This is a genomic window from Halorubrum sp. JWXQ-INN 858 (genome assembly GCF_009806985.1).
GTDB lineage: Archaea > Halobacteriota > Halobacteria > Halobacteriales > Haloferacaceae > Halorubrum.
On sequence record NZ_WUAX01000014.1, the window covers coordinates 63,452 to 87,974 of the forward strand.

28 protein-coding genes are annotated in these 24,523 nt (G+C 67.6%); 13 read left to right on the forward strand and 15 right to left on the reverse strand.

What is annotated here, in order from left to right; translation table 11 throughout:
• The first annotated feature begins 44 nt into the window (after nucleotides 1–44).
• The 3 genes from GRS48_RS11325 (at nucleotide 45) to GRS48_RS11335 (ending at nucleotide 3,571) form a co-directional block, all read left to right on the forward strand.
• Nucleotides 45–1,082, forward strand: coding sequence for a DUF354 domain-containing protein (locus tag GRS48_RS11325; RefSeq protein ID WP_159486560.1), 1,038 nt, complete (start codon nucleotides 45–47; stop codon nucleotides 1,080–1,082).
• Between the two features lie 435 nt (nucleotides 1,083–1,517).
• The gene (locus tag GRS48_RS11330; protein WP_159486562.1) at nucleotides 1,518–3,350 is read left to right on the forward strand and encodes a right-handed parallel beta-helix repeat-containing protein; all 1,833 of its coding nucleotides are present in this window, start codon (nucleotides 1,518–1,520) and stop codon (nucleotides 3,348–3,350) included.
• A gap of 11 nt (nucleotides 3,351–3,361) precedes the next feature.
• Nucleotides 3,362–3,571, forward strand: coding sequence for a hypothetical protein (locus GRS48_RS11335; protein ID WP_159486564.1), 210 nt, complete (start codon nucleotides 3,362–3,364; stop codon nucleotides 3,569–3,571).
• Nucleotides 3,572–3,606: 35 nt separating this feature from the next.
• Here the strand turns inward: GRS48_RS11335 and GRS48_RS11340 are convergent, their stop codons facing one another.
• The 3 genes from GRS48_RS11340 to GRS48_RS11350 form a co-directional block, all read right to left on the reverse strand.
• Nucleotides 3,607–5,046, reverse strand: a complete 1,440-nt coding sequence (locus tag GRS48_RS11340) for a flippase (RefSeq protein ID WP_321168414.1) — start codon at nucleotides 5,044–5,046, stop codon at nucleotides 3,607–3,609.
• Nucleotides 5,047–5,418: 372 nt separating this feature from the next.
• Nucleotides 5,419–6,465 (reverse strand): sulfite exporter TauE/SafE family protein, encoded by a 1,047-nt coding sequence (locus GRS48_RS11345; protein WP_321168415.1) that lies wholly within the window; start codon nucleotides 6,463–6,465, stop codon nucleotides 5,419–5,421.
• Nucleotides 6,452–6,676, reverse strand: coding sequence for a hypothetical protein (locus tag GRS48_RS11350; RefSeq protein WP_159486568.1), 225 nt, complete (start codon nucleotides 6,674–6,676; stop codon nucleotides 6,452–6,454). Before GRS48_RS11350 ends, GRS48_RS11345 begins: the two co-directional genes overlap by 14 nt.
• Nucleotides 6,677–7,024: 348 nt before the next feature.
• Here GRS48_RS11350 and trxA point away from each other — a divergent pair, with 348 nt between their 5' ends.
• Both trxA and GRS48_RS11360 read left to right on the forward strand, forming a co-directional pair.
• Nucleotides 7,025–7,369 (forward strand): thioredoxin, encoded by a 345-nt coding sequence (trxA, locus tag GRS48_RS11355; RefSeq protein WP_159486570.1) that lies wholly within the window; start codon nucleotides 7,025–7,027, stop codon nucleotides 7,367–7,369.
• Nucleotides 7,370–7,474: 105 nt separating this feature from the next.
• Entirely contained in the window at nucleotides 7,475–8,035 is a 561-nt protein-coding gene (locus tag GRS48_RS11360) for a class I SAM-dependent methyltransferase (RefSeq protein ID WP_159486572.1), read from the forward strand.
• A gap of 258 nt (nucleotides 8,036–8,293) precedes the next feature.
• Here the strand turns inward: GRS48_RS11360 and GRS48_RS11365 are convergent, their stop codons facing one another.
• Nucleotides 8,294–9,148, reverse strand: a complete 855-nt coding sequence (locus GRS48_RS11365; RefSeq protein WP_159486574.1) for a universal stress protein — start codon at nucleotides 9,146–9,148, stop codon at nucleotides 8,294–8,296.
• 333 nt (nucleotides 9,149–9,481) lie between these two features.
• Here GRS48_RS11365 and GRS48_RS11370 point away from each other — a divergent pair, with 333 nt between their 5' ends.
• Both GRS48_RS11370 and GRS48_RS11375 read left to right on the forward strand, forming a co-directional pair.
• On the forward strand, nucleotides 9,482–9,640 hold the full coding sequence (locus GRS48_RS11370) for a hypothetical protein (protein WP_159486576.1): 159 nt from the start codon (nucleotides 9,482–9,484) through the stop codon (nucleotides 9,638–9,640).
• 4 nt (nucleotides 9,641–9,644) lie between these two features.
• On the forward strand, nucleotides 9,645–10,688 hold the full coding sequence (locus GRS48_RS11375) for a sulfite exporter TauE/SafE family protein (protein WP_159486578.1): 1,044 nt from the start codon (nucleotides 9,645–9,647) through the stop codon (nucleotides 10,686–10,688).
• Between the two features lie 71 nt (nucleotides 10,689–10,759).
• On the opposite strand, the gene GRS48_RS11380 is transcribed toward GRS48_RS11375, so the two are convergent.
• Together GRS48_RS11380 and GRS48_RS11385 are read right to left on the reverse strand one after the other, a co-directional pair.
• Entirely contained in the window at nucleotides 10,760–11,755 is a 996-nt protein-coding gene (locus GRS48_RS11380; protein WP_159486580.1) for a GNAT family N-acetyltransferase, read from the reverse strand.
• Between the two features lie 198 nt (nucleotides 11,756–11,953).
• Nucleotides 11,954–12,325 (reverse strand): rhodanese-like domain-containing protein, encoded by a 372-nt coding sequence (locus tag GRS48_RS11385; protein WP_159486582.1) that lies wholly within the window; start codon nucleotides 12,323–12,325, stop codon nucleotides 11,954–11,956.
• A 170-nt stretch (nucleotides 12,326–12,495) separates the two neighbouring features.
• On the opposite strand from GRS48_RS11385, the gene GRS48_RS11390 reads away from it, so the two are divergent.
• Nucleotides 12,496–12,846: an SHOCT domain-containing protein gene (locus GRS48_RS11390; protein WP_159486584.1), complete on the forward strand. Its 351-nt coding sequence runs from the start codon at nucleotides 12,496–12,498 to the stop codon at nucleotides 12,844–12,846.
• A gap of 20 nt (nucleotides 12,847–12,866) precedes the next feature.
• Here GRS48_RS11390 and GRS48_RS11395 read toward each other — a convergent pair whose 3' ends face one another.
• The 4 genes from GRS48_RS11395 to GRS48_RS11410 form a co-directional block, all read right to left on the reverse strand.
• Entirely contained in the window at nucleotides 12,867–13,235 is a 369-nt protein-coding gene (locus GRS48_RS11395; protein ID WP_159486586.1) for a co-chaperone YbbN, read from the reverse strand.
• Between the two features lie 105 nt (nucleotides 13,236–13,340).
• Nucleotides 13,341–13,802 (reverse strand): YeeE/YedE family protein, encoded by a 462-nt coding sequence (locus tag GRS48_RS11400; RefSeq protein WP_159486588.1) that lies wholly within the window; start codon nucleotides 13,800–13,802, stop codon nucleotides 13,341–13,343.
• Complete coding sequence (locus GRS48_RS11405; protein ID WP_159486590.1) at nucleotides 13,802–14,314, reverse strand: YeeE/YedE family protein; 513 nt, start codon at nucleotides 14,312–14,314, stop codon at nucleotides 13,802–13,804. Before GRS48_RS11405 ends, GRS48_RS11400 begins: the two co-directional genes overlap by 1 nt.
• Nucleotides 14,315–14,410: 96 nt before the next feature.
• The gene (locus tag GRS48_RS11410; RefSeq protein WP_394351204.1) at nucleotides 14,411–15,604 is read right to left on the reverse strand and encodes an MBL fold metallo-hydrolase; all 1,194 of its coding nucleotides are present in this window, start codon (nucleotides 15,602–15,604) and stop codon (nucleotides 14,411–14,413) included.
• 239 nt (nucleotides 15,605–15,843) lie between these two features.
• Here GRS48_RS11410 and GRS48_RS11415 point away from each other — a divergent pair, with 239 nt between their 5' ends.
• Both GRS48_RS11415 and GRS48_RS11420 read left to right on the forward strand, forming a co-directional pair.
• The gene (locus GRS48_RS11415; RefSeq protein ID WP_159486594.1) at nucleotides 15,844–16,095 is read left to right on the forward strand and encodes a sulfurtransferase TusA family protein; all 252 of its coding nucleotides are present in this window, start codon (nucleotides 15,844–15,846) and stop codon (nucleotides 16,093–16,095) included.
• Nucleotides 16,096–16,680, forward strand: coding sequence for a DsrE/DsrF/DrsH-like family protein (locus tag GRS48_RS11420; protein ID WP_159486596.1), 585 nt, complete (start codon nucleotides 16,096–16,098; stop codon nucleotides 16,678–16,680).
• Between the two features lie 85 nt (nucleotides 16,681–16,765).
• On the opposite strand, the gene GRS48_RS11425 is transcribed toward GRS48_RS11420, so the two are convergent.
• From GRS48_RS11425 to GRS48_RS11435, 3 genes are all read right to left on the reverse strand, one after another.
• Nucleotides 16,766–17,629 carry a universal stress protein gene (locus tag GRS48_RS11425; RefSeq protein WP_159486598.1) on the reverse strand — a complete coding sequence of 288 codons (864 nt, stop codon included), beginning with the start codon at nucleotides 17,627–17,629 and terminating at the stop codon, nucleotides 16,766–16,768.
• Nucleotides 17,630–17,686: 57 nt separating this feature from the next.
• A complete protein-coding gene (locus tag GRS48_RS11430; protein ID WP_159486600.1) occupies nucleotides 17,687–18,376 on the reverse strand; it encodes an SCO family protein in 690 nt (229 codons plus the stop codon).
• A 73-nt stretch (nucleotides 18,377–18,449) separates the two neighbouring features.
• Entirely contained in the window at nucleotides 18,450–19,322 is an 873-nt protein-coding gene (locus GRS48_RS11435) for a sulfite exporter TauE/SafE family protein (protein ID WP_394351205.1), read from the reverse strand.
• Nucleotides 19,323–19,506: 184 nt separating this feature from the next.
• On the opposite strand from GRS48_RS11435, the gene GRS48_RS11440 reads away from it, so the two are divergent.
• From GRS48_RS11440 to GRS48_RS11450, 3 genes are all read left to right on the forward strand, one after another.
• Nucleotides 19,507–19,758, forward strand: coding sequence for a hypothetical protein (locus tag GRS48_RS11440; RefSeq protein ID WP_159486604.1), 252 nt, complete (start codon nucleotides 19,507–19,509; stop codon nucleotides 19,756–19,758).
• Between the two features lie 272 nt (nucleotides 19,759–20,030).
• Nucleotides 20,031–20,570, forward strand: a complete 540-nt coding sequence (locus GRS48_RS11445) for a TlpA disulfide reductase family protein (protein ID WP_159486606.1) — start codon at nucleotides 20,031–20,033, stop codon at nucleotides 20,568–20,570.
• Entirely contained in the window at nucleotides 20,567–21,220 is a 654-nt protein-coding gene (locus GRS48_RS11450; protein WP_200840263.1) for a cytochrome c biogenesis protein CcdA, read from the forward strand. The genes GRS48_RS11445 and GRS48_RS11450 overlap by 4 nt, the downstream gene beginning before the upstream one ends.
• A 4-nt stretch (nucleotides 21,221–21,224) precedes the next feature.
• Here GRS48_RS11450 and GRS48_RS11455 read toward each other — a convergent pair whose 3' ends face one another.
• A complete protein-coding gene (locus tag GRS48_RS11455; protein WP_159486608.1) occupies nucleotides 21,225–21,767 on the reverse strand; it encodes a TlpA disulfide reductase family protein in 543 nt (180 codons plus the stop codon).
• Between the two features lie 229 nt (nucleotides 21,768–21,996).
• Nucleotides 21,997–24,474: a cation-translocating P-type ATPase gene (locus GRS48_RS11460; RefSeq protein ID WP_159486610.1), complete on the reverse strand. Its 2,478-nt coding sequence runs from the start codon at nucleotides 24,472–24,474 to the stop codon at nucleotides 21,997–21,999.
• Nucleotides 24,475–24,523: the final 49 nt, after the last annotated feature.

Sequence of the window (24,523 nt, forward strand, 5' to 3'; positions counted from 1 at the left end):
CACCGACCGGGAACCGTCGCCTCGCGGACGTCGCGGGTGGACGGATGAGCCGGATCCACTTCGACGTCACTCACCCGGCACACGTCCACCTGTTCCGGCACGCGATCCGGGACCTCGCCGACGCGGGCCACGGCGTGGTAGTCACCTCTCGCCGGAAGGAGATCACGACCGACCTCCTCGACGCCTACGGGATCCCGCACACGGTCCTGTCGACGATGGGCGAACGGAAGACCGGGCTGCTCTCGGAATGGGGGCTCCGGGGCGCGCGGATGGTCCGGTACGACTGGCGGTACAAGCCGGACGTGATCGTCAGTCGCGTGAGCCCGACCGCGGTCGCCGCGGCCGCCGCGACCGGCGCGAAGAGCGTCGTGTTCCACGACCACGAGGGAACGACCCGCATGACCAAGGCGCTGTTGCCGTTCATCGACCGGCTGTGTACGTCGACGACGTTCGGAACGGACTACGGGACGCCCCACCGCCGCCATGACGGCGTCCAGGAGCTGGCGTACCTCCACCCGAACCGGTTCGAGGCGGACCGGGACCGGCTCCGCGAACACGGGGTCGACCCGGACGAGCCGTACGCCGTGTTGCGGTTCGTCTCGATGGGCGCACACCACGACGTCGGGCTCGAAGGGCTTTCATCGGACGCCAAGCGGCGGCTCGTCGACGAGCTGTCCGCGTTCGGACCGGTGTACGTCTCCGCCGAGGACGGCATCCCCACGGACCTGTCGGCGGAGCCGGTCCCGGTTCCGCCCGCGGCGATACACGACCTCCTCGCGGAGGCCGGGACCGTCGTGACGGACTCGAACACGATGGCGACCGAGGCCGGACTGCTCGGGACGCCGACCGTCAGGTCCGGCTCGTACACGAGCACCGAGTTCAGCAACTTCGAGGTGCTCGGGGAAGCGGGGATCGTCGAGTCGTACGGCGACGAGGGACGGGCGGTCGACCGGGCCGTGGAGTTGGCCGGCGACCCGGACGCGCCCGACCGATGGGAGCGGAAGCGCGACGCCTACCTCGAGGGGGCCGACGACGTCACGGAGTTCATGGTCGACACGATCCTGGAGGTCGCCAGCGAGTGAGAGCGGGGCAGGCGAGTGACGGCCGGCCGGTAACCGCTCCATACAGTCGATAACGTCACCATACGGTCGGTAATCCCATCATACGACCCCGAAAACGGGAGCTTACCGCCGAAGCCCCGACGGTGCGCCCTCGGACCCCCGAGGTACGACAGCCGTACTGCGGGTAAGCAAATATTATAAACGGAGCAGCGTCCCGTGATTTCGAATCAAGGTATCCATAACGAAACGAAGTGTGCGCGCAAACACCCGTGAGCCATGGACGGGTAAGTACGGAGCGTGTCAAAGGAACCGGTCGATAGCTATTCTTCTGTAAGCATATCCTACCCGGACATGGCGAAAGGCCATTCCAACGACGGAGACAGTAACGATCGACATACCGACTCCGGTCCGAAGTATGAGGTCCCTACCGAGTCAGGGGTCGGCCGGCGGTCGTTCATGAAGATCGCGGGCGCAGGTGCGGCGATCGCGGCGACGGGCGGCGTCGGTGCCGCCTCCGCGTTCGACGGACTCGAGACGGATCGGGTCGTCGATCTCGGCGAGGAAGGGCTCTCCGAGGGCGACGTGATCGACCCGTACCTCGACGAGTACTTCGTCGACGGGACTGAAGTACGCGTCCCGGAGGGCGAGTACGACTGGGAGGGCCGCGGGTTCCACCGCGCGGCGACCCGGAACGCGGCGGTCATCGGTCAGGGCGAGGTCATCCTGAACGCGGTCGACGACTGGTACCGAAACACGATCGTCGCCGAGGAGGGAACGATCGCGATCCAGAACTTCACGGTTCGGGGCACCGTCGAGGAGTCGCGGAACCGATTCGAGGCCGAGTCGGGCGCACGTGTCGTCGTCGACAACTGGAACTTCCCCGACGGGTCCGCCGAGGGAACGAGCGGGCGGGCGTTCTACGTCCCCGGCGACCACGCCGGCGAGGTCGAGTTCCGGAACTGTTACGTGAGAGGGTTTACCGACAACGGCATCTACGCCACGTCGCCCGGCAAGGGCGAGGGCGGGAAGGTCGTCGTCGACAGCTGTTTCGTTCACAACAACAACATCGCCGGCATCCGCATCGGCGGGCGGGGCAGCACGGTGCGGAACTGTGTGGTGCTCAACGACGACTCCGCGCCGGTGGCGGGCGGCGGTGGCCGGAACCAGCGCGGGATCCGCATCGGGAACTACGAACACTCCCAGGACATGGTGATCGAGAACGTCGACATCATTCACACCGGCGACGACCTCGGCGGTGGCGGCCCGATCCGCTTCTCGAAGGACTCGCCGCTGAGCACGGGTCACATGGAGAACGTTCGGATCCGAAACGACAGGGACATCGCCGCGATCGCTCCCAAGCGCTCCCGCGCTGAGGGCTGGACCGGGAACAACATCAGCGTCACCGGAACGGGCGACCTCGACGTCCCGGACTGGTTCACGAACGTCTGCCAGGGCAGCGACTGTACGGTACCCGACGCGGACGAGCCGAGCACCGACGGGTCCTTCACCGACACCGACGGAACGGATGACGACGACGACTACGCGGTCGACGACTCGACCGAGCTCGTCCTCGTGACGACGGATTCGGGCGGGATCAACTACTCGTTCACGGCCACGGACGAGATCACGCCGCTGTACGACCGCGACGAGTTCCGTGCGAACCGCTCGGCACCGACCGACAGCGCGTCCGAGAACGACGACGGTACGTGGACCGCGACCGGCTCGACCGGCGGAGGCAGCGGCGAGAGCGGTGACTCCTTCCGGTTCCTGGGCGGCCTCCTCGACATCGACGTCACGGGCGACGTCGACGGCCTGACGCTGTACGCCGACGACGAGGAGCTCACCATTGAGGAGCTGATGGAGGAGTACGGCACGACCCTGGAGGAAGAAGAGGAAGAAGAAGAGGAAGAGGAAGAGGAAGAAGAAGAGGAAGAGGAGGAACCCTCCGATCCCGAAGAGGAGGAAGACGAGAACGAGGAGGAAGACGAGAACGAGGACGAACTCCCCACTGGAGCGGACGGCGAGCTCTCGAACCGGATCATCGTCGACGGGACGCGGGTCGATTCGATCGCGAGCTACGAGTTCCACGTCTCCGGCGACATCGAGCCCGACGAGACCATCAGCTCCGAAGGCAACACCGTGTGGGACGACATGGACGACGTCGTCGATGAGGGTTCCGTCGTGGGCGTCGTTGCAAAAGGCATCGACGGCTTCCGCTACTCCGGAGAGCTCACCTCGATGAGTGTGGACGGCGTTCTCGAAGTCACGATCGAGAGCAGCGACATCTGACGATGGTGTCAATGTCGTTCGGCGAATGGGAGCGGCTCCCACCCGATCCCGACCCGGTAGCGGACCTGGGATACTCGCCCGGAAAATGGACCGTCCGCGAAACGAACCGCGGCGGCCGCCGCCACGTCGTCTTCGCCTGTGACGACGAGGCCGAGCGGGACCGCGAGTCGTTCATCATCGCGACCGGGGCCGCGGTCGAGGACCTCGTCGACCGGCGGTAGGTCTCGGCCCTCGCCCCTCCGGTCGGGCGGAGCCATCAGGCGAAGTAGTCACGTATCTCCGCGACGTCGACGATCCCGGTCGAAACGGACAGCCCAGCCCAGATAGCGACGCCGACGCCGACGACTCCCAGGAGCGTCGGGACGCCCGAGACGTACGGGACGAGCATGGCGACGCTAGCTGCCATGACCACGGAGACGACGGCGACCTGTACGGACGAACGGGCGACGCGGCCGAACGAGACCGGGAGCTCGAGGGTGATGATGAAGACGTTCGTGAACACGTAGCCGCTGTGGGTGATCACGGTCGCAACGGCCGCGCCGGCCGCGCCGAACTCCGGGATCAACAGGAGGTTGAGCCCGAAGTTGGCGACCGCCATGGTCGTTTTGATTATCGCCCGGTGTCGCGCCCGACCGAGGAAGTCGAGGCCGTCGCTCGTGATCCGCGAGATCGAGTTCACGAGGACGTACACGGAGAATATCTGGACGACGATGACCCCACCGACGTAGTCGGGGCCGAACACGTGGCGGACGAGCGGGTCGGCGACGAGGAACAGCCCGGCGACCGCCGGGATGTAGAGGATGAGCACCGCCTCGAGCGAGCGTTCGTATATCCGTGCGGCCCGCTCCCGGTTGTCTCCGGCCTTCTGCTCGCCGACCGTCGGGGAGATCGTCGTCCCGAGCGAGGTCGCCGGGGTGACCGCCACCTGTGCGACCTGTTTGCCGACGGTGTAGTAGGCGACGGCGACCGGGTTCACCAACGCGCCGACGAGGATCGTGTCGACCCGCTTGTCGAGGACGGTCGCCCCGCGGGTGGCGGTCAGGGGGACGCTGTACTCGAGGAGCCGCCGAACGAGGTCGCTGTCGCGAGCGACCGACGGGTCGTACGTCCGATAGAACCGGCGGTAGAGGACGACCCCACCGACCGCCGTGGCCACCGCGAACCCGATGATGTAGCCGAGGAACGCGCCGACCACGCCGAGCCCGAGCCCGACGAGTGCGATCACGAAGACGAACCGGACGATCGCCGACAGCGCGCTGACGAGGGCGCTCAAGTCCACCCGGTTGAGCCCTTGAAACACGCTGACGAGCAGCTTCCGGAGCGACTGAAAGACGATGTAGCCGATCCCGAACACGAGCACCGGGGCGAGCCCCGGCTCGTCGAGGTAGTCGGCGATGAGCGGGCTCCCCGCGGAGACGGCGAGGCCGACGCCGAGAGAGAGGAGCAGCAGCGTCCAAAGCGAGGAGCGAATGACGTAGCGGACCTGATCGCGGTCGACCTCGCCGTACTCCGTGACGTAGCGGCCGGCGGACGACGGGAGCCCGAGCGTTCCGAAGATCGCGACGACGCCGATGATCGACAGCGCGTAGAAGAAGAGCCCGTACTCCTCCGGGGTCATCAGGTACCGCGCGAGGATGACGATCAGCAGCGAGTTCGCGAGCGTGTCGATCAGGTTCGCCCCGAACGACGCGCTCACCCCGCGCGAAATCCGGTCAGCGATCGACATCCGTGACGGGAGGAGCGGGGATGACGGGATGCCGCGTGGGAACGATACGGGCGAGAACGGACGAGAACGACGGGAAACGGTTCTGTCGGGTCATAGGGGTCATAGACGACGATGGTTGTAGTCGAGTCCCCGAGCGGGGCCGACGTGTACCGTTGGAACGGGAGATGACGGCCTTTGTAATGGAGCGCCTGACCACACCCGGAGAACGCTCGACACCGCTCTCGGAGGCCGGCCACGACCGAGACGGCTCGACCGAGAAGCGTAGTCGGGCGAACCGGAACGGCCCGATGAAAGCCGGGGCGATCAACGGAGAAACCGGTGCAGTCGGCGGGAAAGGGGAGCTTACTCCGGTGACGCCGCCCCTCGGCGGCGCGTCGCGCGCAGGGACCGCAGGGCCGTGTAGAGGATCGCGGCCGCGACGACGACGGCGGCGCCGATCACGAGCAGCAGCCCGAGCGTCTCGAGAAGCTCGCTGCCCACGTAGGACCCGACTTCGCCGATGCCGACCGCCAGCGCGCCGACGAGGAGCATCCCGCCGAAGTACACCTTGATCCCGTCGGCGTCGACGACGGCGGTCGCGGCCGAGCCGACGCGGGCCCCGAGCGCGCTACCGAACAGGAGCGGCACGACGATACCGAGATCGACGCCGCCGCCCTGTCCGTAGAGGTAGCTCCCGATCGCGCCGGAGAAGACGATCTCGAAGAGGTCGGTCCCCACGGCCACCGGGACCGGGACCCCGATGGCGTAGATCATCGCCGGCATGCGGATGAACCCGCCGCCGACCCCGAGAAACCCCGACAACAGGCCGGTGAGGAACGCCACGAACGTGATCACCCACGCCGAGACCTGTACGTCGCCGCGCAGGGAGACCATCGGCGGGATCCGAACCGTCTCCTGGATCCGTTTGGCCACCGGGGGGATCTCGTAGTCGCTGAGGTCTTTGTCCGCGGCGTCGTGATCGATCCCGGCACCGTCGCCGGCGAGGGCTTCGCGAGTGACCAACAGCCCGATACCGCCGAGCAGGAGCACGTACGCGACGCTGATGACGCCGCCGGCCAGCCCGAGAGCCTCCAGATAGAAGACGCTCGCGCGCCCGACCTCGATACCGAGCGTCGTCCCCGCGATCATGATCACGCCGAGCTTGTAGTCGACCTGCCCGAGGTCGTGGTGTTTGAGCGTCGCGATGACGGCCGTCCCGAAGACGAACGCCATCCCGCTACCGACCGCGACCCGCGGCGCGTAGCCCATCATCAACAGGGCGGGGGTGACGAGGAAGGAACCGCCCATCCCGAAGAACCCGAAGAGGACGCCGACGACGAGCCCGAAGCCGACGAACAGCGCCAGCAGCTCCGGCGAGCCGCCCAAGAGAGCGAAGCTACTGTCCAGCACGTTGGTCACCCCCGACCAGGACGTCCATGACGCGAGGTCCGACGAGCCGCTCGAGGCCGCCGTAGCCGACGTACAACACGACGGCCTCCAGCAGTATCACGCCGATCAACAGCGCCGTCTGTGGGTCCCACGTGGGAACCGCTAATCCAGCCATCGATTCGCCCTCCGGCCGACGCAGGTAGTAGTTCGAATCAGATACATTTCTGTTCAACGTATCGTACCCGTCAGGCCGTTATAACAGTTGTGTCTAAACAGCACAATACTATATCTCGGTAACCCCTCCGCGACCATGGATAACTTACGGGGCGGTTATACCTCCAATCGAAGCAGACGCCGCCTGAGTGCGATAGGGCACAGTATTGGTGGTGAGACGGACCCCCTGCCCGTGTGGCGGACGGACCAAGCCGAGCGCTCATGACCACACCGGTTCAGACGGAATAGCCAGAGTATCGTCGGTTAAGCCGCCCACACTCGCATGGTATAGGGGCGTTCGGTTGCCATTCAATATTGTAAAAACTATCCAAAGCTATTATAAGTGTACACGTCGTAGCCGGAAGCGATGAGTTCGAAAAGCGAGCCCGTTCCGACGGAACCGATCGCGCTGGGTGCTGAAGGGGACCTCGAGGACGCCGTGTCGGCGTACGACGTCGTTCTCGTCGATTTCTACGCGGACTGGTGTGGGCCCTGCCAGATGATGGAGCCGACGATCGAGGCGCTGGCCGCCGACACCGACGCGGCCGTGCTCAAGGTCGACGTCGACAGGTTCCAGGGCCTGGCCGGAGAGTACGGCGTCCAGGGGATCCCGACGCTCCTGCTGTTCGTCGACGGCGAGCTCGCGGACCGGATGGTCGGCGCACAGACCGCCGAGAGCCTGACGGCCGCGATCGAGCGGCATACCGCCTGAGAGCGGAACCACGACGTAAACGGGCGACCGACGGGACGGAAACTCGGTCGAAGACGCGAACGAGCGGCCGACGGACAGAGGTAGCTACGAGCGAGACACCACACGATGGGATTTCACACGTTCGACGCAGGAAAGGCGGATCGACTGGAGGACGCGGCCAACCGGTACCGGTGGCTCTCGCGAGAGGAGCTGCTGTACGCGCTCGACCCGGTCGACGGTGACGTGATAGCCGATCTCGGGAGCGGAACCGGCTTCTACACGGACGACGTCGCCCCGCGGGCGGGGACCGTCTACGCCGTCGACGTACAGGAGGCCATGCACGACGCCTACCGCGAGAAGGGCGTCCCGGCGAACGTCGAGTGTGTCACGAGCGACGTGGCCGACCTCCCGTTCGCCACGGACGCGCTGGACGGCGTGTTCTCGACGATGACGTATCACGAGTTCGCCAGCGACGCCGCCATCGACGAGGTGGCGCGTGTCCTCCGCCCCGGCGCTCGGGCGGTGATCGCCGACTGGTCCGCCGACGGGAGCGGCGAGAGCGGGCCACCGACCGACGAGCGGTACGCCGCCGTCGACGCGGTCGACGCCCTCGAACGTGGCGGGTTCGAGGTCGTCTCCGAGGCCACCCGTCCCGAGACGTTCGTCGTCGTCGCGCGGCTTCGCTGAAGCGGCCGCGTATCGGCCGGCCGCTTATAACGGAGTCCGGATCGGAAAGCCCCTAATAAACACCCGGGGCACACTTCCGCCACCCCTTATAAACACGACGAGCGACGGCACCACCCGATCGCACGCTTCGACGACCGGCCGTTTCGGGCCAAAGTACGTCTTAAAACGTGGGTTCAACGAAGCCCGGGAGAACTGGGTTGGAGAGGACTGTCGACGGGAACCGAGCGGACGCCGTCGGTTCCGAGCGAGCAGGCCCGGTCAGGTAGACCGTGGCGGCGGCACGAGCAACACGTTCCCGGCCGCGCGGGCGACGACCGTGTCGGAGACGCTCCCGAGCAGGAGCCGTCGGAGCCGGCTGCGTCCCCGCGATCCGACCAACAGCGTGCTCGGGTCGTGGTCGCGCTCCGCCGCGAGGATCTCCTCGGCGGGGTCACCCTGGCGGACGTCGATACGGGTCGTGAGCCCCCACTCGCGGAGCCGGTCGGCGGTCGATTCGAGTTCCGCTTCGGGGTCGACGCCGGACCCGTCGAGTCGCTCCTTCGGGCTGTCGACGTGGACGAGGGTGACCTCCTCGGTCGCGTGTCGGAGGTACTCGAACGCGTCCGCCGCGCGCTCGGCGTTCTCGGAGAAGTCCGTCGCGTACAGCGTCCGACGGAACAGGTGGCGGCGGACCGGTTCGGGGTCGTCGACGCGACGCTCGATCCGGTCGACGAGGAGGGGGACGGCCGTCGTCCGTGCGAGGTTTCGCGCGGTCGAGCCGATGACACGGTTCTCCAGGGGGCTTTTCCCGCGGGACCCGACGAGGATCAGGTCCGCGCCGACGGTGCCGGCGATCCCGTTGATCCGACGGTGTGGCGTCCCGCGAACGACGTGGGTCTCGACTTCGAAGCCGGCCTCCTCGACCGTCGCCCGGTATCCGGCGAGCGCACGCTCCCGTCGTGCCCGAAACCGCATCCCCGGCATCCCCGTATGCACGTTCGAGGGGACGACCGTCACGAGGTGGATCCGGCCGACGCCGATCCGACCGAGACACCCGAGCCCGGTGTTCGACTCGATCATCGTCTCGCTGGCGGTGGAGAGGTCCGTGGCGATGACCGCCGACTTTCCGGTCATCAACCGATCACCCACGACGCCGCCGCTTCGAACCGCAGTCTTCGCACACTCATATTGCTCATATAAAACAATACTAACGAACGGATATTAAGCGTTCGGGTCCGCTAAATCGGCCGACGGATCGAGAACCACGGCGGAATTCGGAACGATCCGGCGACGTATCGAGGGAGGGACCGTCGAGCCGTTACGTTGACATACGTTATACAAAGCTATCGGTCCGTCACTCGAATATAGTATTGTGTTTTTAGTTCAAAACCATTATGTAGCGTCGGGCAGTAGTTACGGATAGAGATCGCTGATGACACAGCTACACACAACTCTTCGCGAGGCATCGTGACGGTAACCGAAGCCCTCGGCGCGGCATCGCCGACGACGCAAGCGATAGCGCTGCTCATCATCGTCCTCCTCGAAGCCGCGGCGTTACACCTCGGATACGGCCTACTCGAGGACGCGCTCGCGCCGAGCGTCTTCGAACGGCTCCAGCGGTCGTAGCGTGATGACGGTCCTCGGTCTGTCTCCCGAACTCCTCGTGCTGTTCGTCGGCTTCGGGTTCATGGTCGGCGTGTTCTTCGGGTTCTTCGGCATGGGCGGCTCCTTCCTCGTCACCCCCGCCCTGTTGATCCTCGGGTATCCCGCACCGGTTGCGATCGGTAGTTCGATGGCGTTCGTCTTCGGGACGGCCGTCATCGCGACGCTCAAACACCACGACGCCGGGCAGGTCGACTACAAGCTCGGCGCGCTGATGTTCGTCGGGATAACCGTCGGGATCGAGGTCGGTAGCCGGCTCGTGTTCGGGCTCGAGGTCTTAGGACTGGCGAACCTCGTCATCGGCGTCGCCTACGTCCTGCTGCTGGCGGCGATCGGGGCCCTGTTCACGAGGAACGCGCTCACCGGCGACGGCCCCGGAGAGGCGGCGGACTCCGATCCGTCGGCGGACGGGGTCGACGACGCGTCGTCGGATGACGTCCCCGAGATCGCCCGACGGATACAGTCATACGACCTCCCGCCGATGACGACGCTCGCGGACGGAAGCAGGGCCTCGCTGTGGACGATCTCCGGCGTCGGCGGGGGCGTCGGGGTCGTCTCCGGTTTCCTCGGTGTCGGCGGCGGCTTCGTTCGGATGCCAGCGATCTACTACGTGATCGGGACGCCGCTCGCCATCGCGGTCGGGACGAGCCTGCTCGGCGGGCTGATGTCCGGCGCGATCGGCGCGTTCACGTACGGACGCGCCGGCGTCATCGATCTCGGAGTCGTCACCGCGCTGTTGATCGGCAGCGCGCTCGGGGCCCGTATCGGCTCGGCCGCGACGGCGTACGTCGCGGAGGACGACGTCACGATCTACTTCGGCGGGATGTTGCTGGTCGCCAGCATCGCGGTCGGGCTCGGCGAACTCGCCGACTGGCTGGGAGTACCGGCCCTCGATCGTGTCAGCTTCGTGCTCCTGATCGGGTCGGCGTTGGTCGTCTGCACAGCGATCCTATACCACGGGGCCCTGGCGGTCCGCCGCGGCGAGCGTGCCGCGGCCGAAAACGGGGCGTGATCGGCGTCGAGGAGCGAGTTACGGAAGGTTCGAGGCGAAAGCCTCGCGTTTCAGGACGGGGAGGGGGCCAACTACCGGAACGTCTTGTACACCTTCGCCGCGAGCTTCATCTCCCAGCCGCCCCGGCTCAGCGAGTGGTAACGCCGGAGGTCCGGGGCGAACTTCGACTTGTACCGACAGAGGTCCGGGTTGTTCGCGCCCAACAGGTCGTATCCGGTGCAACCGCGGTCCCGAGCCGACTCGATCGCGTTCCAGTACAGGAGGTCGTACACCGGGACCGGGAGATCGGTGTCGGCGACCGACTGCCAGCCGTACACGACGCCGTCGTGTTCCAACGCGACCTCGCCGCCGCAGAACTCGCCCTCGTACCGACAGAGATGGGCGTGGACCATGCCGTCGGGGAGCCGTTGGTGGACGTCCCTGACGAACGGCGGGGGGACGGTGTAGTCGACGTCCTTTCGCTCGTGGAGCGCAGCTACCTCCTCGATGATCCGTTCGACCTCCGGGCCCGTCGCCCGCGAGACGTCGAGCGCACCGGCGTGGTCCCGGACGTGCTTCCGGAGGTCGCTACTGAACCCCGCCAGCAGATCCTCCCGATCCGCCGTCAGGTCGATCACGTAGGTGTGACGGGACGTTCCATCGTAGCCGGCCCACAGGAACGGCCGCTCGTCGTGGTGGGCCGGCGTCGTCCGGACGTGGACGTATCGCGGGTCGAACTCGCGTTCGACCTCGTCGAGGACGGCCTCGATGAACCGCCGGTTGCGCTGTTCGCGCTTGCGCGACTTCAGCTCCCCGAGGTTCAACAGGACGGGGCCCAAGTAGTGAACCTTCAGTTCTGGCGGCGGCGAAAACGCGACCGAAAACGGCCCCTTTTGCACCTCGAAGACGGGAAACAGCCCGACCGGCTCGTTCCCCTTGTAGCCGATGTAGGGACGACACACCGCGCCGGCGTACTCCGCGCACGTAGTGAGGAACTCGTACCGATGAAACGGCGAGCCACGGGAGCTCTCCGCGAGAAGGTCGTTCCATAGCTCCCCCTCCGACGCTTCCTCGATACTGATATCCATCCGAGCCGACACACGTCGACGGGGCGGATTGTTATTGATCTGTTACCCGGGGAACCGGCCGACGCGGCGGGGATTACTCTTAGGTACGATCGGCTTGTCACGGCTGCTTCCGATGACCTCGGCCGGAATGGATGGATGGATGGACGGCCCACAAACAGTCCGCGGACGGCCCGCGCCGGACCGATCGCGCCCGGTCGCTCAGCCGGAGAGCGACCACAGGAGCGACCGGAGCTTGTAGCCGAGCGTGTCGTTACGGTAGCCGTTCCAGCCGCTCATTCCCCCGAGCAGGGTCGACGCGTCGTATCCCTCCTCGCTCAACACCGCGGTCGCACGGCGGGCGACGATCCCGGCCTTACAGACGACGATGACCGATCGATCCGCCGGGAGCTCGTCCAGGTGAGCACGCAACGACGCGTCGGTTCCACGCTGGAGGTCTCCGTACACCGGCACGTTGTGGCTGTCGTCGATGTGCCCGCGAGCGAAGTCGTCGACCGGGCGAATGTCGAGGACGAACGGGTCCTCGCCGGACGTGCGCCGCTCGTCCAGTCCGGACGGAGTTATCGTGGACATACGACCCATTTATGCCCACGATAGAAAACGGTTCGCTCCCGGAGTGAGCCGCTCACCGTCACCGCGCGATGAGCGGGGGTCACGCACTCCGATCGCCCATATACTTAACGCGATCGCTGCCGAAACGTCCCGTATGAAAGAACAGAGCGACGTCTTCGGGGTGAGCGGTGATGTCGGGAGGTGACGGCGTCGATGCGGCGACGCTCGTCCTCCTCCTCCTCGGGGCACTGCTCCTCGTACCGCTCCTGATGATGGGGGTCGGTATCGGTGGAATGGTCGGATACGGCGGGATGATGGGTACCTGGGGCGGAAACGGATGGTGGCCGCTCGTCGGCCTCCTCGTGCCGGTCCTCGTGGTACTGGTCGTACTCGGCGGTGGCTACCTGATCGTTCGTGGCCTCAGCCGTGGTCGACAGTCACGCGACCCCGCCGTCGAGGAGCTCCGTTTGGCGTACGCCCGAGGCGACATCTCCGAAGAGGAGTTCGAATCCCGCCGTAAACGCCTCGAACGGGAGGAGTAACCGCGACACGTCGGACGGGGTTACGTCGCGTGCGCTTGGACCCACGCCGCGAGCTCGTCGCCCGGAACGAAGCCGTCGGCGAGGCGTGCGACGGGCTCGCCGTCGACGAAGAGCACGAACAGCGGGACGCTTCGCACGTCGAACCGCTCGATGAGCGTCGGGTCGTCCCGGGGATTCACGAGCCCGACGGCGATGCCGAGTTCCCGGGCGACGTTCCCCAACACGGGCTCCATGCTCCGGCAGATCCCGCAGCCGTCCGTATAAAACTCCACGAGAGCGACGTCCACGTCGGTTCGGAACTCGTCGAGCGCGGCCTCGTCCGCGAGGGACCGTGGGCGCGCCGCGCCCTTCTCGGAGGCGTCGGTTGGTTCGGATTCAGTAGTGTTCATTAGAAGCAATACTACGCGGAGACGGTACATAAAGCTTCGCTCGGAGTGGTTGCGCTGGAGTGGCGGTCGCCGATCAGCTCCCGGTCGACACCGAAGAGTTGCCAGTCAGTCGTCGCTCGGAACGCCGTCAGCGTCGGCCGACGGCTCCCGGCTCCGCCACACGCCCTGGACGTAGGCGCCGATGAACATCCCGCCGATGGCGTAGAGGATCGGCCAGTTGCCGACGCCGAGGCTGGCGTACGCCGCGCCGGGACAGATCCCGGAGAGCCCCCAGCCGACCCCGAAGACCGACCCGCCGATCAGCACGTTGCGGTCGAACGACTTCAGGCGTCGGCCGTACGGCCGTCCCGTGAGCGGCGCGTTCGATCGGAGCCGCGGGACGACCCAGAACGCGAGCCCGGCGACGATCGACCCGCCGAACATCACGAACAGCAGCCCGAGGTCACGGAACGTCAGGAAGTCGATGACGACCTCCGGACGGGCCATGTGGCTGAACCCGAGTCCGAACCCGAAGACGAGCCCCCCGACCAGCACCAGCGGCATGAACAGCGGGTGTCGGTCGGCCATCACGGACTCACCCCCATCGCGGCGACGAGGTTGGCGGTCACGATCGCGACGATCAGGAACGTCACGACGCCGACGAGCGAAGTCCGCGACACCGATCCGACGCCGCAGATCCCGTGTCCGGACGTACATCCCTTTCCGATCCGAGTACCGATCCCGACGAGGATCCCGCCGAGGAGCAGCCGCCACGGCTGGACCTCCGTGGTCCAGCCGCTCCCCGCGAGCGCCCACGCTTCGCCCTGATAGATCAGCGCGTAGACCGCCGCGCCACCGACGATCCCGACCGTGAACACGACGCGCCAGTCGCGCGAGGGCCGGTACTGTTCGAACCGCGACTGCGCCGAGACGTACGACAGCGTCGACTCGAGGAACGTGCTCGCGCCGGCGGTGATCCCGGTCCCGAGGTAGATGACAACGGTTCCGAGACCGACGAGAAGCCCCCCGATGGCGTACCGGGAGATCCCGTTCGGGAACAGCGCCTCGATCGTGCCGGGCGCGAGGAGGTCCGCGATCATCGGTGGTGAACCCCGCCGTTGACGTCCATCGCTCGTGGAACGCCGTCGTGGAACACGCGTTGAACGCCGTCGTGGAACACGCGTTGAACGTCGTCGTTAGTCACTCGTGAGGGCATCCTGGCTCGCGGCGCAGTTGTTCGGGCCGAGTTCGAGGGTGAACGCCTCCTCGTCGTCGATCTCGTTCCGCCCGAGGTTCGTCTCGATGACCTCCTCGTAGTTGGGCGGCCGGGGAGGCATGTCGGCGAGGACGAGCTGGACGAAGTCCGGCTCGTCCATCGAGAGCGCGTCCATCCGCGTCTTCAGGTCGCCGATCGTGGCCGTGTAGGTCCCGTCCGCGGCTGGTTCGGCGGCGTCGCTGTAGTGTGCGCCACCGACGAGCGTTGCGTCGGGGAGCGAGAGCACTCGCTCCTGGAGCGAGGCGTAGAGGGTGCGTGCAGCGTCGGGCGCGCCGTCGTCACCCTCTTCGAGGTCGGGACGGGCGACGCTCTCGATGAACAGGCCGTCGCCGGTCGCAAGGAGCCCGTCGTCGATCAGGTACGACGTCATTCCGGTCGTGTGACCGGGAGTGAACACCGTCTCGATGGCGGCGTCGCCGACCGCGAAGCGGTCGCCGTCCGACGCCAGCGTCACCTCGTCGGTGTAGGTGACGCCGCGGTCGGCCGCTGCGGCGGGAAGGACCGCCTCGACGCCCTCGGCGGCGAGCTCGCGGAGCCCCGAGACGTGATCCGCGTGCACGTGCGTGTCGAACGCGTACGTGAGCTCGACCCCCAGTTCGGCGGCGTCCGCCAGGTAGCGATCGGTGAACGCGCGCAAGGGGTCGATCACGGCGGCCTCGTCGCCGTCGTAGACGAGATAGCCGAGACAGCCGCTGGAGGGTCGCTGGTACTGCAACAGCGTCCCGAAACCGTCGTACGCCGCCACCTCGTGGGCCTCGTAGATCGACGCCCAACCGTTCATCCCCTCCGCGAGGTGGTCGACGTCGTAGCCACGGTCCGCCAGCGCGCCGGCGACGAACTCGCTCGCGCCACCCTTCGCGCAGAGGACCGTGACGTGTTCGTCGTCGGGGATCGACGCGAGGACGTCGCCGTCGATCTCCTCGTCGAGGAACTCGAAGTAGGGGACGTTGATGCTCTCGACGTTCTCGCCGTCGATGCGCCACTCCTCGTAGTCGCTGGCCATCCGGGCGTCGAGCAGCGTCACGTCCTCCCCATCGTCTATTCGCGCTTTGAGCGCTTCGGGGCTGATCGATTCGACCGTGGCGTCCGGTGTCGGGAAATCCATCGCGTCCAAGTCCATTACGTTCCACCGTACTCGCCACTTCGACTTAAGAGTTTGCATAGTTTTTCAATTAGTGTACAATATAGATTCGGATAGAAACCGTTTTTGAAGCGTAAGAGACCCGTACACGAGAGTAGACGCGTAAATAGAGAGCCGAATAATCCAGTAGTTCAAATCAACCCCACTAATCGACACACTTATTGGGGGACAGCCAGTATTGTGGGATAGCCCCAACACAGGGGGAGAAAACAATGAGCACGGAAGCAAGCGAAACCCTCGACGTGAAAGGACAGAACTGCCCGATGCCGGTCATCAAGACGAAGGGAGCCTTCGAAGACCTGCCGGCGGGCGAGACGCTCGAAGTCGTCTCGACCGACTCCGGGAGCATGAGCGACATCGGCGGCTGGGCCGAGTCGACCGACGGCGCCGAGCTGATCGCACAGGAGGAGGCGACCGAGGGCGGCGAGGACGTCTACAAACACTACGTCCGGAAGGCCGAGTAAATGAGCACGGATACGCCAGCGGGCTCGGGCGACGCGTTCACCCCCGAGGAGATCGCCGAGCTGCAGTCGCGCGTCGACGAGCTCGAGCGGGACCTCGCAGACCTCCGGGCGGAGACCGCCGACGGGCCCAAGAAGATGGTGATCGTCGCGACGAAGGGGACGCTCGACATGGCGTACCCGCCGCTGATCCTCGCGAGCACCGCGGCCGCGTTCGGCTACGACGTCACCGTCTTCCACACGTTCTGGGGGCTCGAGATCCTCCACGAGGAGAACTCGAAGGACCTCAAGCTCAGTGCCGTGGGCAACCCGAACATGCCGGTTCCGAACGCCATCGCGGCGCTGCCCGGCATGGATCGGATGACGACGCGCATGATGCGGAACAAGATCGCCGACAACGACGTCGCCTCGATCGACGAACTCATCGAGATCTCCCTCGAGAGCGGCGTCGACCTACAGGCGTGTCAGATGACGATCGATCTCCTCGGCTACGACGAGGCCGACTTCTACGACGGCGTCACGACCGGCGTCGGCGCGGCTTCCGCCTTCCAGGAGATGGTCGAGGCGGACATTCAGCTGCTCGTCTGATCGCCGAGCAACGACGGCGAGGCACACGAACCCCTTTTGAAACGCCGAGAGAACGACCCCACCGATGGGCGGACGTCTCGACCGGTCAGTCGTGACGACGCTCGACCCGATCCGCCCGCGACGGGTGGCGCTGGGCGATCAGCACGGAGCCGGCGGCGTGTCTGCCGACGGCCTCCGAGACGGTGCCGAGCAGCCGCCGACGGATGACGCCCGCCTCCGAGGCCCCGATAACGGTGACGTCGTGGCGCGTCGTCTCGTCGGTAAGCGCCCCCGAGACGTGGTCGCTCTCTCGGACGACGCGCTCGACGGCGACGTCGTCGATCCGACCCGTCACACGGTCGAGCAGCGCCGTCGCCGCCTCCCGATCGACGTCCGCGACGTCCTCCGGAACGACGTGAACGAGGGTGATCGACGCGTCGTGCTGTCGCGCGAGCCGTCCGGCGATGTCCGTGGCGAAGCCGGCGTGCGGGCCGCTCGAGACGGGAACGAGTATGGAGTCGATTCGGTCGGGGTCGGGCGACCGGATCCGTTTGACCAACACGTCACACGGGGCGTTCCGAAGCACCACGTCGACGTAGCTCCCGAGGACGACGTTCCGACGGGCCGGGCGGCCGCGCCAGCCGACGAGCACGAGGTCCGCGCCGTACTCCGCGGCCCCACTGACGATCCCCGTCGCGAGATTCCGGACGTACCGTATCCGGCTCTCGACGGGGATCCCGGCGTCGTCGACGGTCGCTCGCGCGCGATCGAGCATCGCTCGATCCTCGTCGTCGAGGAACTCCTCGCCGCCGGACAGCGGCATCTGCGCCGGTACCTCGACCACGTACGTGATCACGATCCGGGAGGACCGATCGCTGGCGACGTCGATCGCCGTCGGCAACAGTCGGTCGGCCGTCTCGGCGTTCGCGACTGCGACGAGCACCGTTCCGTCAGCGTCGTGAGAACTCATGTGTCGGCCCTTCGTGTCCCGTCGATATCAGTTCGGTGGGAGATCGGCGGTCCGGAGTCACCGATCGCGGAACGCTTCGACGACGGCCTCGGCGTCGGCGGCGACGCGGTTCCGATCGAGGTTCTCCCCGCGATACGCCCGCTCGACCACCCCGTCCGGATTGGCGAGCAGCGTCACGACGGCGTGGATGAAGTCGTACCCCTCGACTCGATCGCTGTCCGTCGTGCGTTCGAACCCGATCCCCAACCCGTCGTCGACGACCGCTCGTGCGTCCGCCGCCGATTCGGGCCGGAGGTAGTGCCAGTTGCCGGCGTCGAGGTCCGCGCCGACCGTGTCGGCGTTCTCGCGGAACGCGTCCGCGTCGTCGCGTTCCGGGTCGAACGTGATCGGGAGGAAGGCGACCTCGTCGGTCATCCCCGCCTCCGCGAGGATCCCCTGAACGCCGACGAGCTGGTTGAGGAGGATCCCGCACTCCGCCGGACAGAAGGTGAAGATCGCGGTGACGATCGCCGTTCGGTCCAGCGACGCGCTGTCGATCGTCACGTCGGAAACCGGGTCATGAAGCTCGAACTCGGGCAGTCGCTGTCCGTAAGCGGGGTACGAGAGGTCCTCGCTGTCGGCGATTTGGTCCTCCTGCGGGTCGAGGACGACCCCGTCGGGCTCGTCGTCGAACAGCCGCGTCACGCAACCGGCGATCGACCCGGCCGCAACCGTTCCCACCCCTCCAAGCAGCGCCCGGCGTTTCATGTACGGTCGAACGGGATCGAGACGCATAACCGGTCTGGTGCGGTTGTCGAACGACTGTCCTCGGCGAGAGGGATCACAGCGGCGAGTAGTACGGGATCGGTGGGTGCGGAAGCGGGACGCCGAGGGTCGCGAGCCCGTGTTGGAGCGGGACGTAGCCGAGCGCGATGAACGCGACACCGAGGACCCGGTGGAACCGGAGCCGCGTCTCCCGGCTCACGGACTGAAACACCGTGCCGACGAGGAACATCGCCGGGATCGTGCCGAGCCCGAGCACCCCGAGCGCGACCGCGCCGCCGGCCGCGCTCCCCTGCACGAACGCGTACAGGAACGCCGGGTACAACAGCGGACACGGGAGGAGCCCGTGGGCGGCACCCAACCCGGCGATCCGGCCGTCACCGACCCACGTGTCGACGCGAGGGACGATCCGGCCGGTCACGAAAGCCGACGCGGCCGCGAGCCCCGGAACCGGAACCGAGCGGAACTCGAGCCGAACGGCGTACCGGACCCCGACGGCGACGATCGCGGCTCCGACGAGCAGCCCCGTGACCGCGTGGACGTCCCGAGCGATCGTCGTCACGGTGCGGCCGGTGACGAAGACGAGGCTCCCCGCGAAACCGAACACCGCGCCGAGCGTGGCGTAGCTCACGGTCCGGCCGAGGTTGAAGAGGGCGTGCTGCCGAACCTGACGGACGGTGAGGTGGTTCCGTCGGTCCGAACGGCCGGCCGTGGCGGCCTCCCCGTTCGCGTCGTCTCGCATCCGATCGGCGTACACGGTCACGAGCGGACCACACATCCCGAGACAGTGCGCGCCGCCGAGGAGCCCGACGAGCAGGAAGACGACGAGACTCAACGGCTCCGCGGAGTAGATCGTGTCGGACGGGTCACACGATACCGACGCGAGCGCGTGGGGCAGGGACGGGGGCGGTGCCGCTGCGACCGCCGAAATGGGCATGACCGAGGTCGGTGTGGGAGCCACCTAATCGATCTGGTACGATCACCGAACGAGCGCACAATACTTCAGCACCGAACCACGCGGGACGGCGACGGGTCGGGGCCGTCCGGGGACCGTCGGTCGCCGAGCGCGGCGACGACACGAAACGGGTTTTTCGGTGGCCGTCCAACGACGACGCATGGATCGAACGCGCGTCGTGGTCCGGTGTGGAGAATGCGAGTTTCAGGGGGCGTACGGGAGCCTCCGCGATGCGCGTGTCGCGCTCGCCGAGCACGAACGCGACACCGGTCACGCCGTCGACTGGCGGATCGACGAAGTCGCCGCCGGCGTGAAGCGCGCCGGCGCTGACGCCGGCGTCTGCGGCCGCCCCGAGTGCGTGAACACGGATTCGCCGCTCGTTCGACGGACGGGCCCGAAGGAACGGGAGTGACCGGGAGCGACGAAAGCGGAGTTCGGAGCCGTCCCGTTCGAGGAACGTACCACGGTACCGCTCGATAGCCCACGGGAGGGCGATAGAGACGTACGCCGGCAAGGCTTATGTCGACAGTAATTCTACGATCGTACAAGACGAATGGACCCGAACGAGGCGGGCATGACGGGGGGCGGCGGCCACGACGGGCGGATCGCGCGTGGGAACGCCTCGAGCTGGCATCCGAAACGATCGCCCGGATCGAAGGAGGGCCACGTGACGGCGGTGGTGTCGTGAACCGACGCGACGCGCTCGCCGGCCTCGGGTCACTCGGCGTGCTTGGGACGGGCGCGATCATCGCTTCGGGAGGACTCGGCGAGCGCTTTCGGGAAGACGCCGTGCCGGAGACGACCCTGGAGACGCTCCCCGCGAGCGGAAGCGAGGCCGGCGAGGCCGTCGTCCCCGAACGCGGGTCGGTCACGTTCGTCGACTTCTTCGCCACGTGGTGTACGGACTGCCGGCAGCACATGGGGACGTTGACCGAGTTCCACGACCGCGTCCCCGAGGACGTCCAGTTCGTCTCCGTGACCACCGAGCAGGTGGGGAGCGCGACGACGCGGGACGACGTCCGGTACTGGTGGAACCGGAACCTTGGCGGCTGGACGCTCGCGATCGACCCGTCGCTGTCGCTGGCGGAACCGATCGGCGCGACGTACGTCCCCCACTCGTTCGTGCTCGACGAGCGAAACCGCCTCGTCTGGGGGGAGTCGGGGCTCCACGGCGTCGACGACCTGGAGGACGCGCTCGCCGAAACGGGGGCGGTAAAGCGGTGATCGACGGTGGATCCTTCGTCGCGTTCGCGGCCGGGCTCGGCGTCGCGACGTTCTTCTCGCCGTGCGCGTACGCGCTGTTGCCCGGCTACGTCGGCTACTACGTCGCGGCGACGGGGAGCGACCGGCCCCCGCTGTCGGGGGTGCTCGTACGGGCGGCGGCCGCGACCGCCGGCGTCTTCGTCGCGTTCGGACTGGTGATCGGCGTCGTGATCGCCGCCGGTCGCTCGCTGGAGCCGGTCGTGCCGGTGCTCGAGGCGGTGGTCGGCGTCGCGCTCGTCGCCGTCGGGGCGTTCGTGGTCGCTCGCGGCTCGGTCGCGCTCCACGTCCCGTTGCCGCGGCGACGGGCCGGTATCCTGGGGTTCGCGGTGTTCGGCGGGGCGTACGCGGCGGCCGCGACCGCCTGCGTCTTCCCGGTGTTCTTCGCGCTCGTCGTGCGATCGCTGTCGATGCCGCCGACGCAGACGGCGGTGGTGCTCGGCGCGTACGCGGCGTCGTTCGGGGCGCTGATGCTCGGCGTGACGACGGCCGCGGCGGTCGGCCACCGGCTCACGGCCGGCGCCCTCGCCGGCGGCGTCGACCGGTTCGTCAAGCTCTCCGGCGTCGTCATCGCCGCGGCCGGGGTCGGCCAGCTCTACGTCGCGTTCTGGTGACGGCTCACGCCCCGTCGATGACCTCGACGAGCCGGGACGCGGGCTGCGTTCCCGAGTCCGCGTAGACGACCGTCCCGGACTCGTCGACGACCGCGGTGAACGGGACCGACGACGCGTCGAGCGCCACGGTGAGCGCCAGCTCCTCGTCGAGCCCGACCGTCCACTCCCCGTCGTGTTCGCGCCACCAGTCGACGACGTCGGCGCGCTCGACGGAGACGCCGACCGGCTCGCTCGTGAGCGAGACGAACTCGGCGTCGACGGTCCGGTTGACCTCGCGGAGCGTCTCCATGTAGGAGCCACAGGTCGAACACCACGTCGCGAAGAACTCGATGACCGTGGTCGACCCGGCAACGGGGAGGTCCCGGTGACCGGCTTCGCTCCCGGGGGCGTCGAGGGTCTCGATCCGCGCCGGCTCGAGCGCGTGGCCCCGATCACCGCCGGCGCGGTCGCCGTCGGCGGTCAACACGTCGCGGCGGCTCGCGGCATACGCACCCGCGCCGAGGGTTCCGGCGCCGGCGACGGTCGCGAGCAACGTTCGACGGTTCATGCGGTTCGTCTCATATGGTTCGCCTCATGTGTCTCGCCCCTCGTGTTGCGTCCATGCGTTTCGCCTCGTGCGTCTCGCCCCGTCTACCCGGTGTCGTGCGCTTCGATCGGTTGCTGGGTGTGCGCGAGCGGGCCGTCACCGCCGGCTGACCGGGCGGTGACCGTGTCGGTTCGCGATAGCGCCCCGAGAGATATAGCGCGTGTGGTACGGTTCTCGACGGGGACGGTTATCAGTCCTCCGTCCAGACGGGGCGCGCCGAGTTCGTCACGACGAGGAAGCTGCTCGTCGCCATCGCGAGCGCGGCGAGCAACGGGTTGAGCAGCCCGGAGACCGCGAGCGGGATCGCGATCGCGTTGTACGCGAACGCCCACGTGAGATTCCCGCGGATCCGACGGTTCGTGCCGCGGGTGATCGCGAACAGTTCGGGGATCGCGTCGAGCCGGTCCTCCAGCAGGACCGCGTCGGCGGCGTCGGCCGCGAGGTCCGTGCCGCCAGCGACGGAGATCCCGAGGTCGGCCGCCGCCAGCGCGGGCGCGTCGTTGCTCCCGTCACCGACCATCGCGACGCGCTCGGTCGCGGCGATCCGCCGCACCGTCTCGGCTTTCGCCTCCGGGGGCACCTCCGCGAACACCTCGTCGACGGCGGGGTGGTCCTCGAACCGACGAGCGGCCGCGACCGAGTCCCCCGTCAACACGACGACCCGTTTGCCCGACGACGAGAGCTCGGAGACCGTCTCCGACCAGCCCTCTCGAACGTCGTCCCCGACGACGATCACGCCGGAGACGACCCCGTCGCGGCCGACGTACACCGGGACGTGACCGGCGCGTTCGGCCCGATCGCCCGCCTCGCGAGCGCGGCCCGGGACGGTCCACTCGGTCCCTGCGAACAGGGACCGATGCCCGACCAGCACGTCGTCCCCGCCGATCCGGCCGCGGACACCCTTGTCCGACACCGTCACGTCGGCGACCGCGCCGAGGGACGACGCGCCGAAGTCCCCGTCCGTCGCGGATCTCCCGTCCACCGTGGATCCTCCGTCCGCCGCGGATCCCCCGTCCACCGTGGATCCTCCGTCCGCGAGGGGTGGTGTGGGTTCGGCGACGGACGAGACTCCCGCGGCCGTCGAGACCCCCGCGGCCTCCACGATCGCCTCCGCGACTGGGTGCACCGACGCCCGCTCGAGGGCGGCCGCGCCGTCGAGGATCGCGCGCTCCGTACCCTCCACGGCGACGACCTCGAGGACGCGCATCTCGCCGTCGGTGAGGGTACCCGTCTTGTCGAGGACGACCGTCTCGACGTCGGCCGCGTCCTCGAACACCGCGTCGGAGACGATGACGATGCCTCGGCGTGCAGCGTCACGGATCCCCGCCGCGACCGCGAGCGGCGTGGCGAGTCCGAGCGCACACGGGCACGACACGATCAACACGGTGAGGCTCACGAGCGCGGCAGTCGTCGGCGGCGCGCCCGTCGCGAGGAGCCACGCGCCGATCGCGACGGCGACGACGATCACGAGCGGGACGAACACCGTCGCGAGCCGGTCGACGAGCCGCTGGATCCCGGTCCGCGAGCTCTGTATCTCCCACAGCAACCGGACGATCGTGTCGAGCGTGCTGGTGACCTCCTCGCCGACCTCGACGACGATCGGGGCGTCGGTGACCACGGTCCCGCCGCGAACGGCGTCGCCCTCGCGCTTCGTCGTGGGCAGCGACTCCCCGGTGACGAGCGCCTCGTCGACGGCCGCCCGCCCCTCGACGACCGTCGCGTCGAACGGGACGCGTTCGCCCGGGCGAACCACCAGCCGGTCGTGGGGGGCGACGTCGTCGACCGTGACCGTCTCGCCCGACTCCCGCCGGACGGTCGTCTCGGTCGCCCCGGTCAGGTCAGAGAGCAGGCCGGTCGCGCGCCGCTTGACGATCGCCTCGTAGTGGTTGCCGGCGACGACGACGAGGACGACGGCGATCGTGACGTCGAAGTAGAGGTCCGTCCGTCCGAGAACCATCGCGAGCGTGCTGTACGCGTACGAGCTACCCGCCGCGAGCGACACAAGCAGGTCCATGTTGGGCCGTCGCGCTCGCAGGCTCACGTACGCGCCGCGGAGTATCGGATACCCGGTATAAAAGAGGACGATCGAGGTGAACACCCAGATGTGCGCGAACAGGTAGAGCCCGTCGAGCCCCCCGAGGTCGAGCAGCGGATCGTACCCGAAGTACGTCGGATAGAGGAAGACGACGTACCACAACATTGCCATCATCCCGAAGAAGCCGCCGCCGATCAGGAACCGTACGACGTCGATGTCGTCGCCGTCGGGTGCCGGTTGCGCCCTGTCGCTGGCGGTGTAGCCGGCGACGGAGAGACGGTCGGGGAGCTCCGCGGCCGACACCCGTTCGGGGTCGTAGTCGACGCGGATCGTGTCGGTGGCGTAGCTCGCCTCGACCGCCGCGACGCCTGTCTCCTCTCCGGCGGTCATCTCGAGGAACCGCTCGCACGTCGAACAGTGCATGCCGTCGACGTGGAGGAAGGCGGTCTCGCCGTCGAACGAGTCCGCGGGCGTCGACGCCGGCGTACGGTCCTCGAGGTCGTCGACGTCCGCGACGTCGTCGAGCGAACGCGAGACCGCCAGACAGCCGCGGCAGCAGAACGCCCCCTCGACGTCCGGAGCGGTGTGCGGGTCCGGCTCCGTCGGCAGGTCACAGAGCGTGCAGGTCGACATACGAGGGATGGTGGGCTTGGGTCAGACGGTGGCGTTCGGGGTCGGATCG

Bases quoted from the DNA above. Each gene is read 5' to 3' on its own strand.
- GRS48_RS11325 (WP_159486560.1), top strand. From the start codon at position 45: ATGAGCCGGATCCACTTCGACGTCACTCACCCGGCACACGTCCACCTG.
- GRS48_RS11330 (WP_159486562.1), top strand. From the start codon at position 1,518: ATGAAGATCGCGGGCGCAGGTGCGGCGATCGCGGCGACGGGCGGCGTC.
- GRS48_RS11335 (WP_159486564.1), top strand. From the start codon at position 3,362: ATGTCGTTCGGCGAATGGGAGCGGCTCCCACCCGATCCCGACCCGGTA.
- trxA (WP_159486570.1), top strand. From the start codon at position 7,025: ATGAGTTCGAAAAGCGAGCCCGTTCCGACGGAACCGATCGCGCTGGGT.
- GRS48_RS11360 (WP_159486572.1), top strand. From the start codon at position 7,475: ATGGGATTTCACACGTTCGACGCAGGAAAGGCGGATCGACTGGAGGAC.
- GRS48_RS11365 (WP_159486574.1), bottom strand. From the start codon at position 9,148: ATGACCGGAAAGTCGGCGGTCATCGCCACGGACCTCTCCACCGCCAGC.
- GRS48_RS11375 (WP_159486578.1), top strand. From the start codon at position 9,645: ATGACGGTCCTCGGTCTGTCTCCCGAACTCCTCGTGCTGTTCGTCGGC.
- GRS48_RS11380 (WP_159486580.1), bottom strand. From the start codon at position 11,755: ATGGATATCAGTATCGAGGAAGCGTCGGAGGGGGAGCTATGGAACGAC.
- GRS48_RS11385 (WP_159486582.1), bottom strand. From the start codon at position 12,325: ATGTCCACGATAACTCCGTCCGGACTGGACGAGCGGCGCACGTCCGGC.
- GRS48_RS11390 (WP_159486584.1), top strand. From the start codon at position 12,496: ATGTCGGGAGGTGACGGCGTCGATGCGGCGACGCTCGTCCTCCTCCTC.
- GRS48_RS11395 (WP_159486586.1), bottom strand. From the start codon at position 13,235: ATGAACACTACTGAATCCGAACCAACCGACGCCTCCGAGAAGGGCGCG.
- GRS48_RS11400 (WP_159486588.1), bottom strand. From the start codon at position 13,802: ATGGCCGACCGACACCCGCTGTTCATGCCGCTGGTGCTGGTCGGGGGG.
- GRS48_RS11405 (WP_159486590.1), bottom strand. From the start codon at position 14,314: ATGATCGCGGACCTCCTCGCGCCCGGCACGATCGAGGCGCTGTTCCCG.
- GRS48_RS11415 (WP_159486594.1), top strand. From the start codon at position 15,844: ATGAGCACGGAAGCAAGCGAAACCCTCGACGTGAAAGGACAGAACTGC.
- GRS48_RS11420 (WP_159486596.1), top strand. From the start codon at position 16,096: ATGAGCACGGATACGCCAGCGGGCTCGGGCGACGCGTTCACCCCCGAG.
- GRS48_RS11425 (WP_159486598.1), bottom strand. From the start codon at position 17,629: ATGAGTTCTCACGACGCTGACGGAACGGTGCTCGTCGCAGTCGCGAAC.
- GRS48_RS11430 (WP_159486600.1), bottom strand. From the start codon at position 18,376: ATGAAACGCCGGGCGCTGCTTGGAGGGGTGGGAACGGTTGCGGCCGGG.
- GRS48_RS11440 (WP_159486604.1), top strand. From the start codon at position 19,507: ATGGATCGAACGCGCGTCGTGGTCCGGTGTGGAGAATGCGAGTTTCAG.
- GRS48_RS11455 (WP_159486608.1), bottom strand. From the start codon at position 21,767: ATGAACCGTCGAACGTTGCTCGCGACCGTCGCCGGCGCCGGAACCCTC.
- GRS48_RS11460 (WP_159486610.1), bottom strand. From the start codon at position 24,474: ATGTCGACCTGCACGCTCTGTGACCTGCCGACGGAGCCGGACCCGCAC.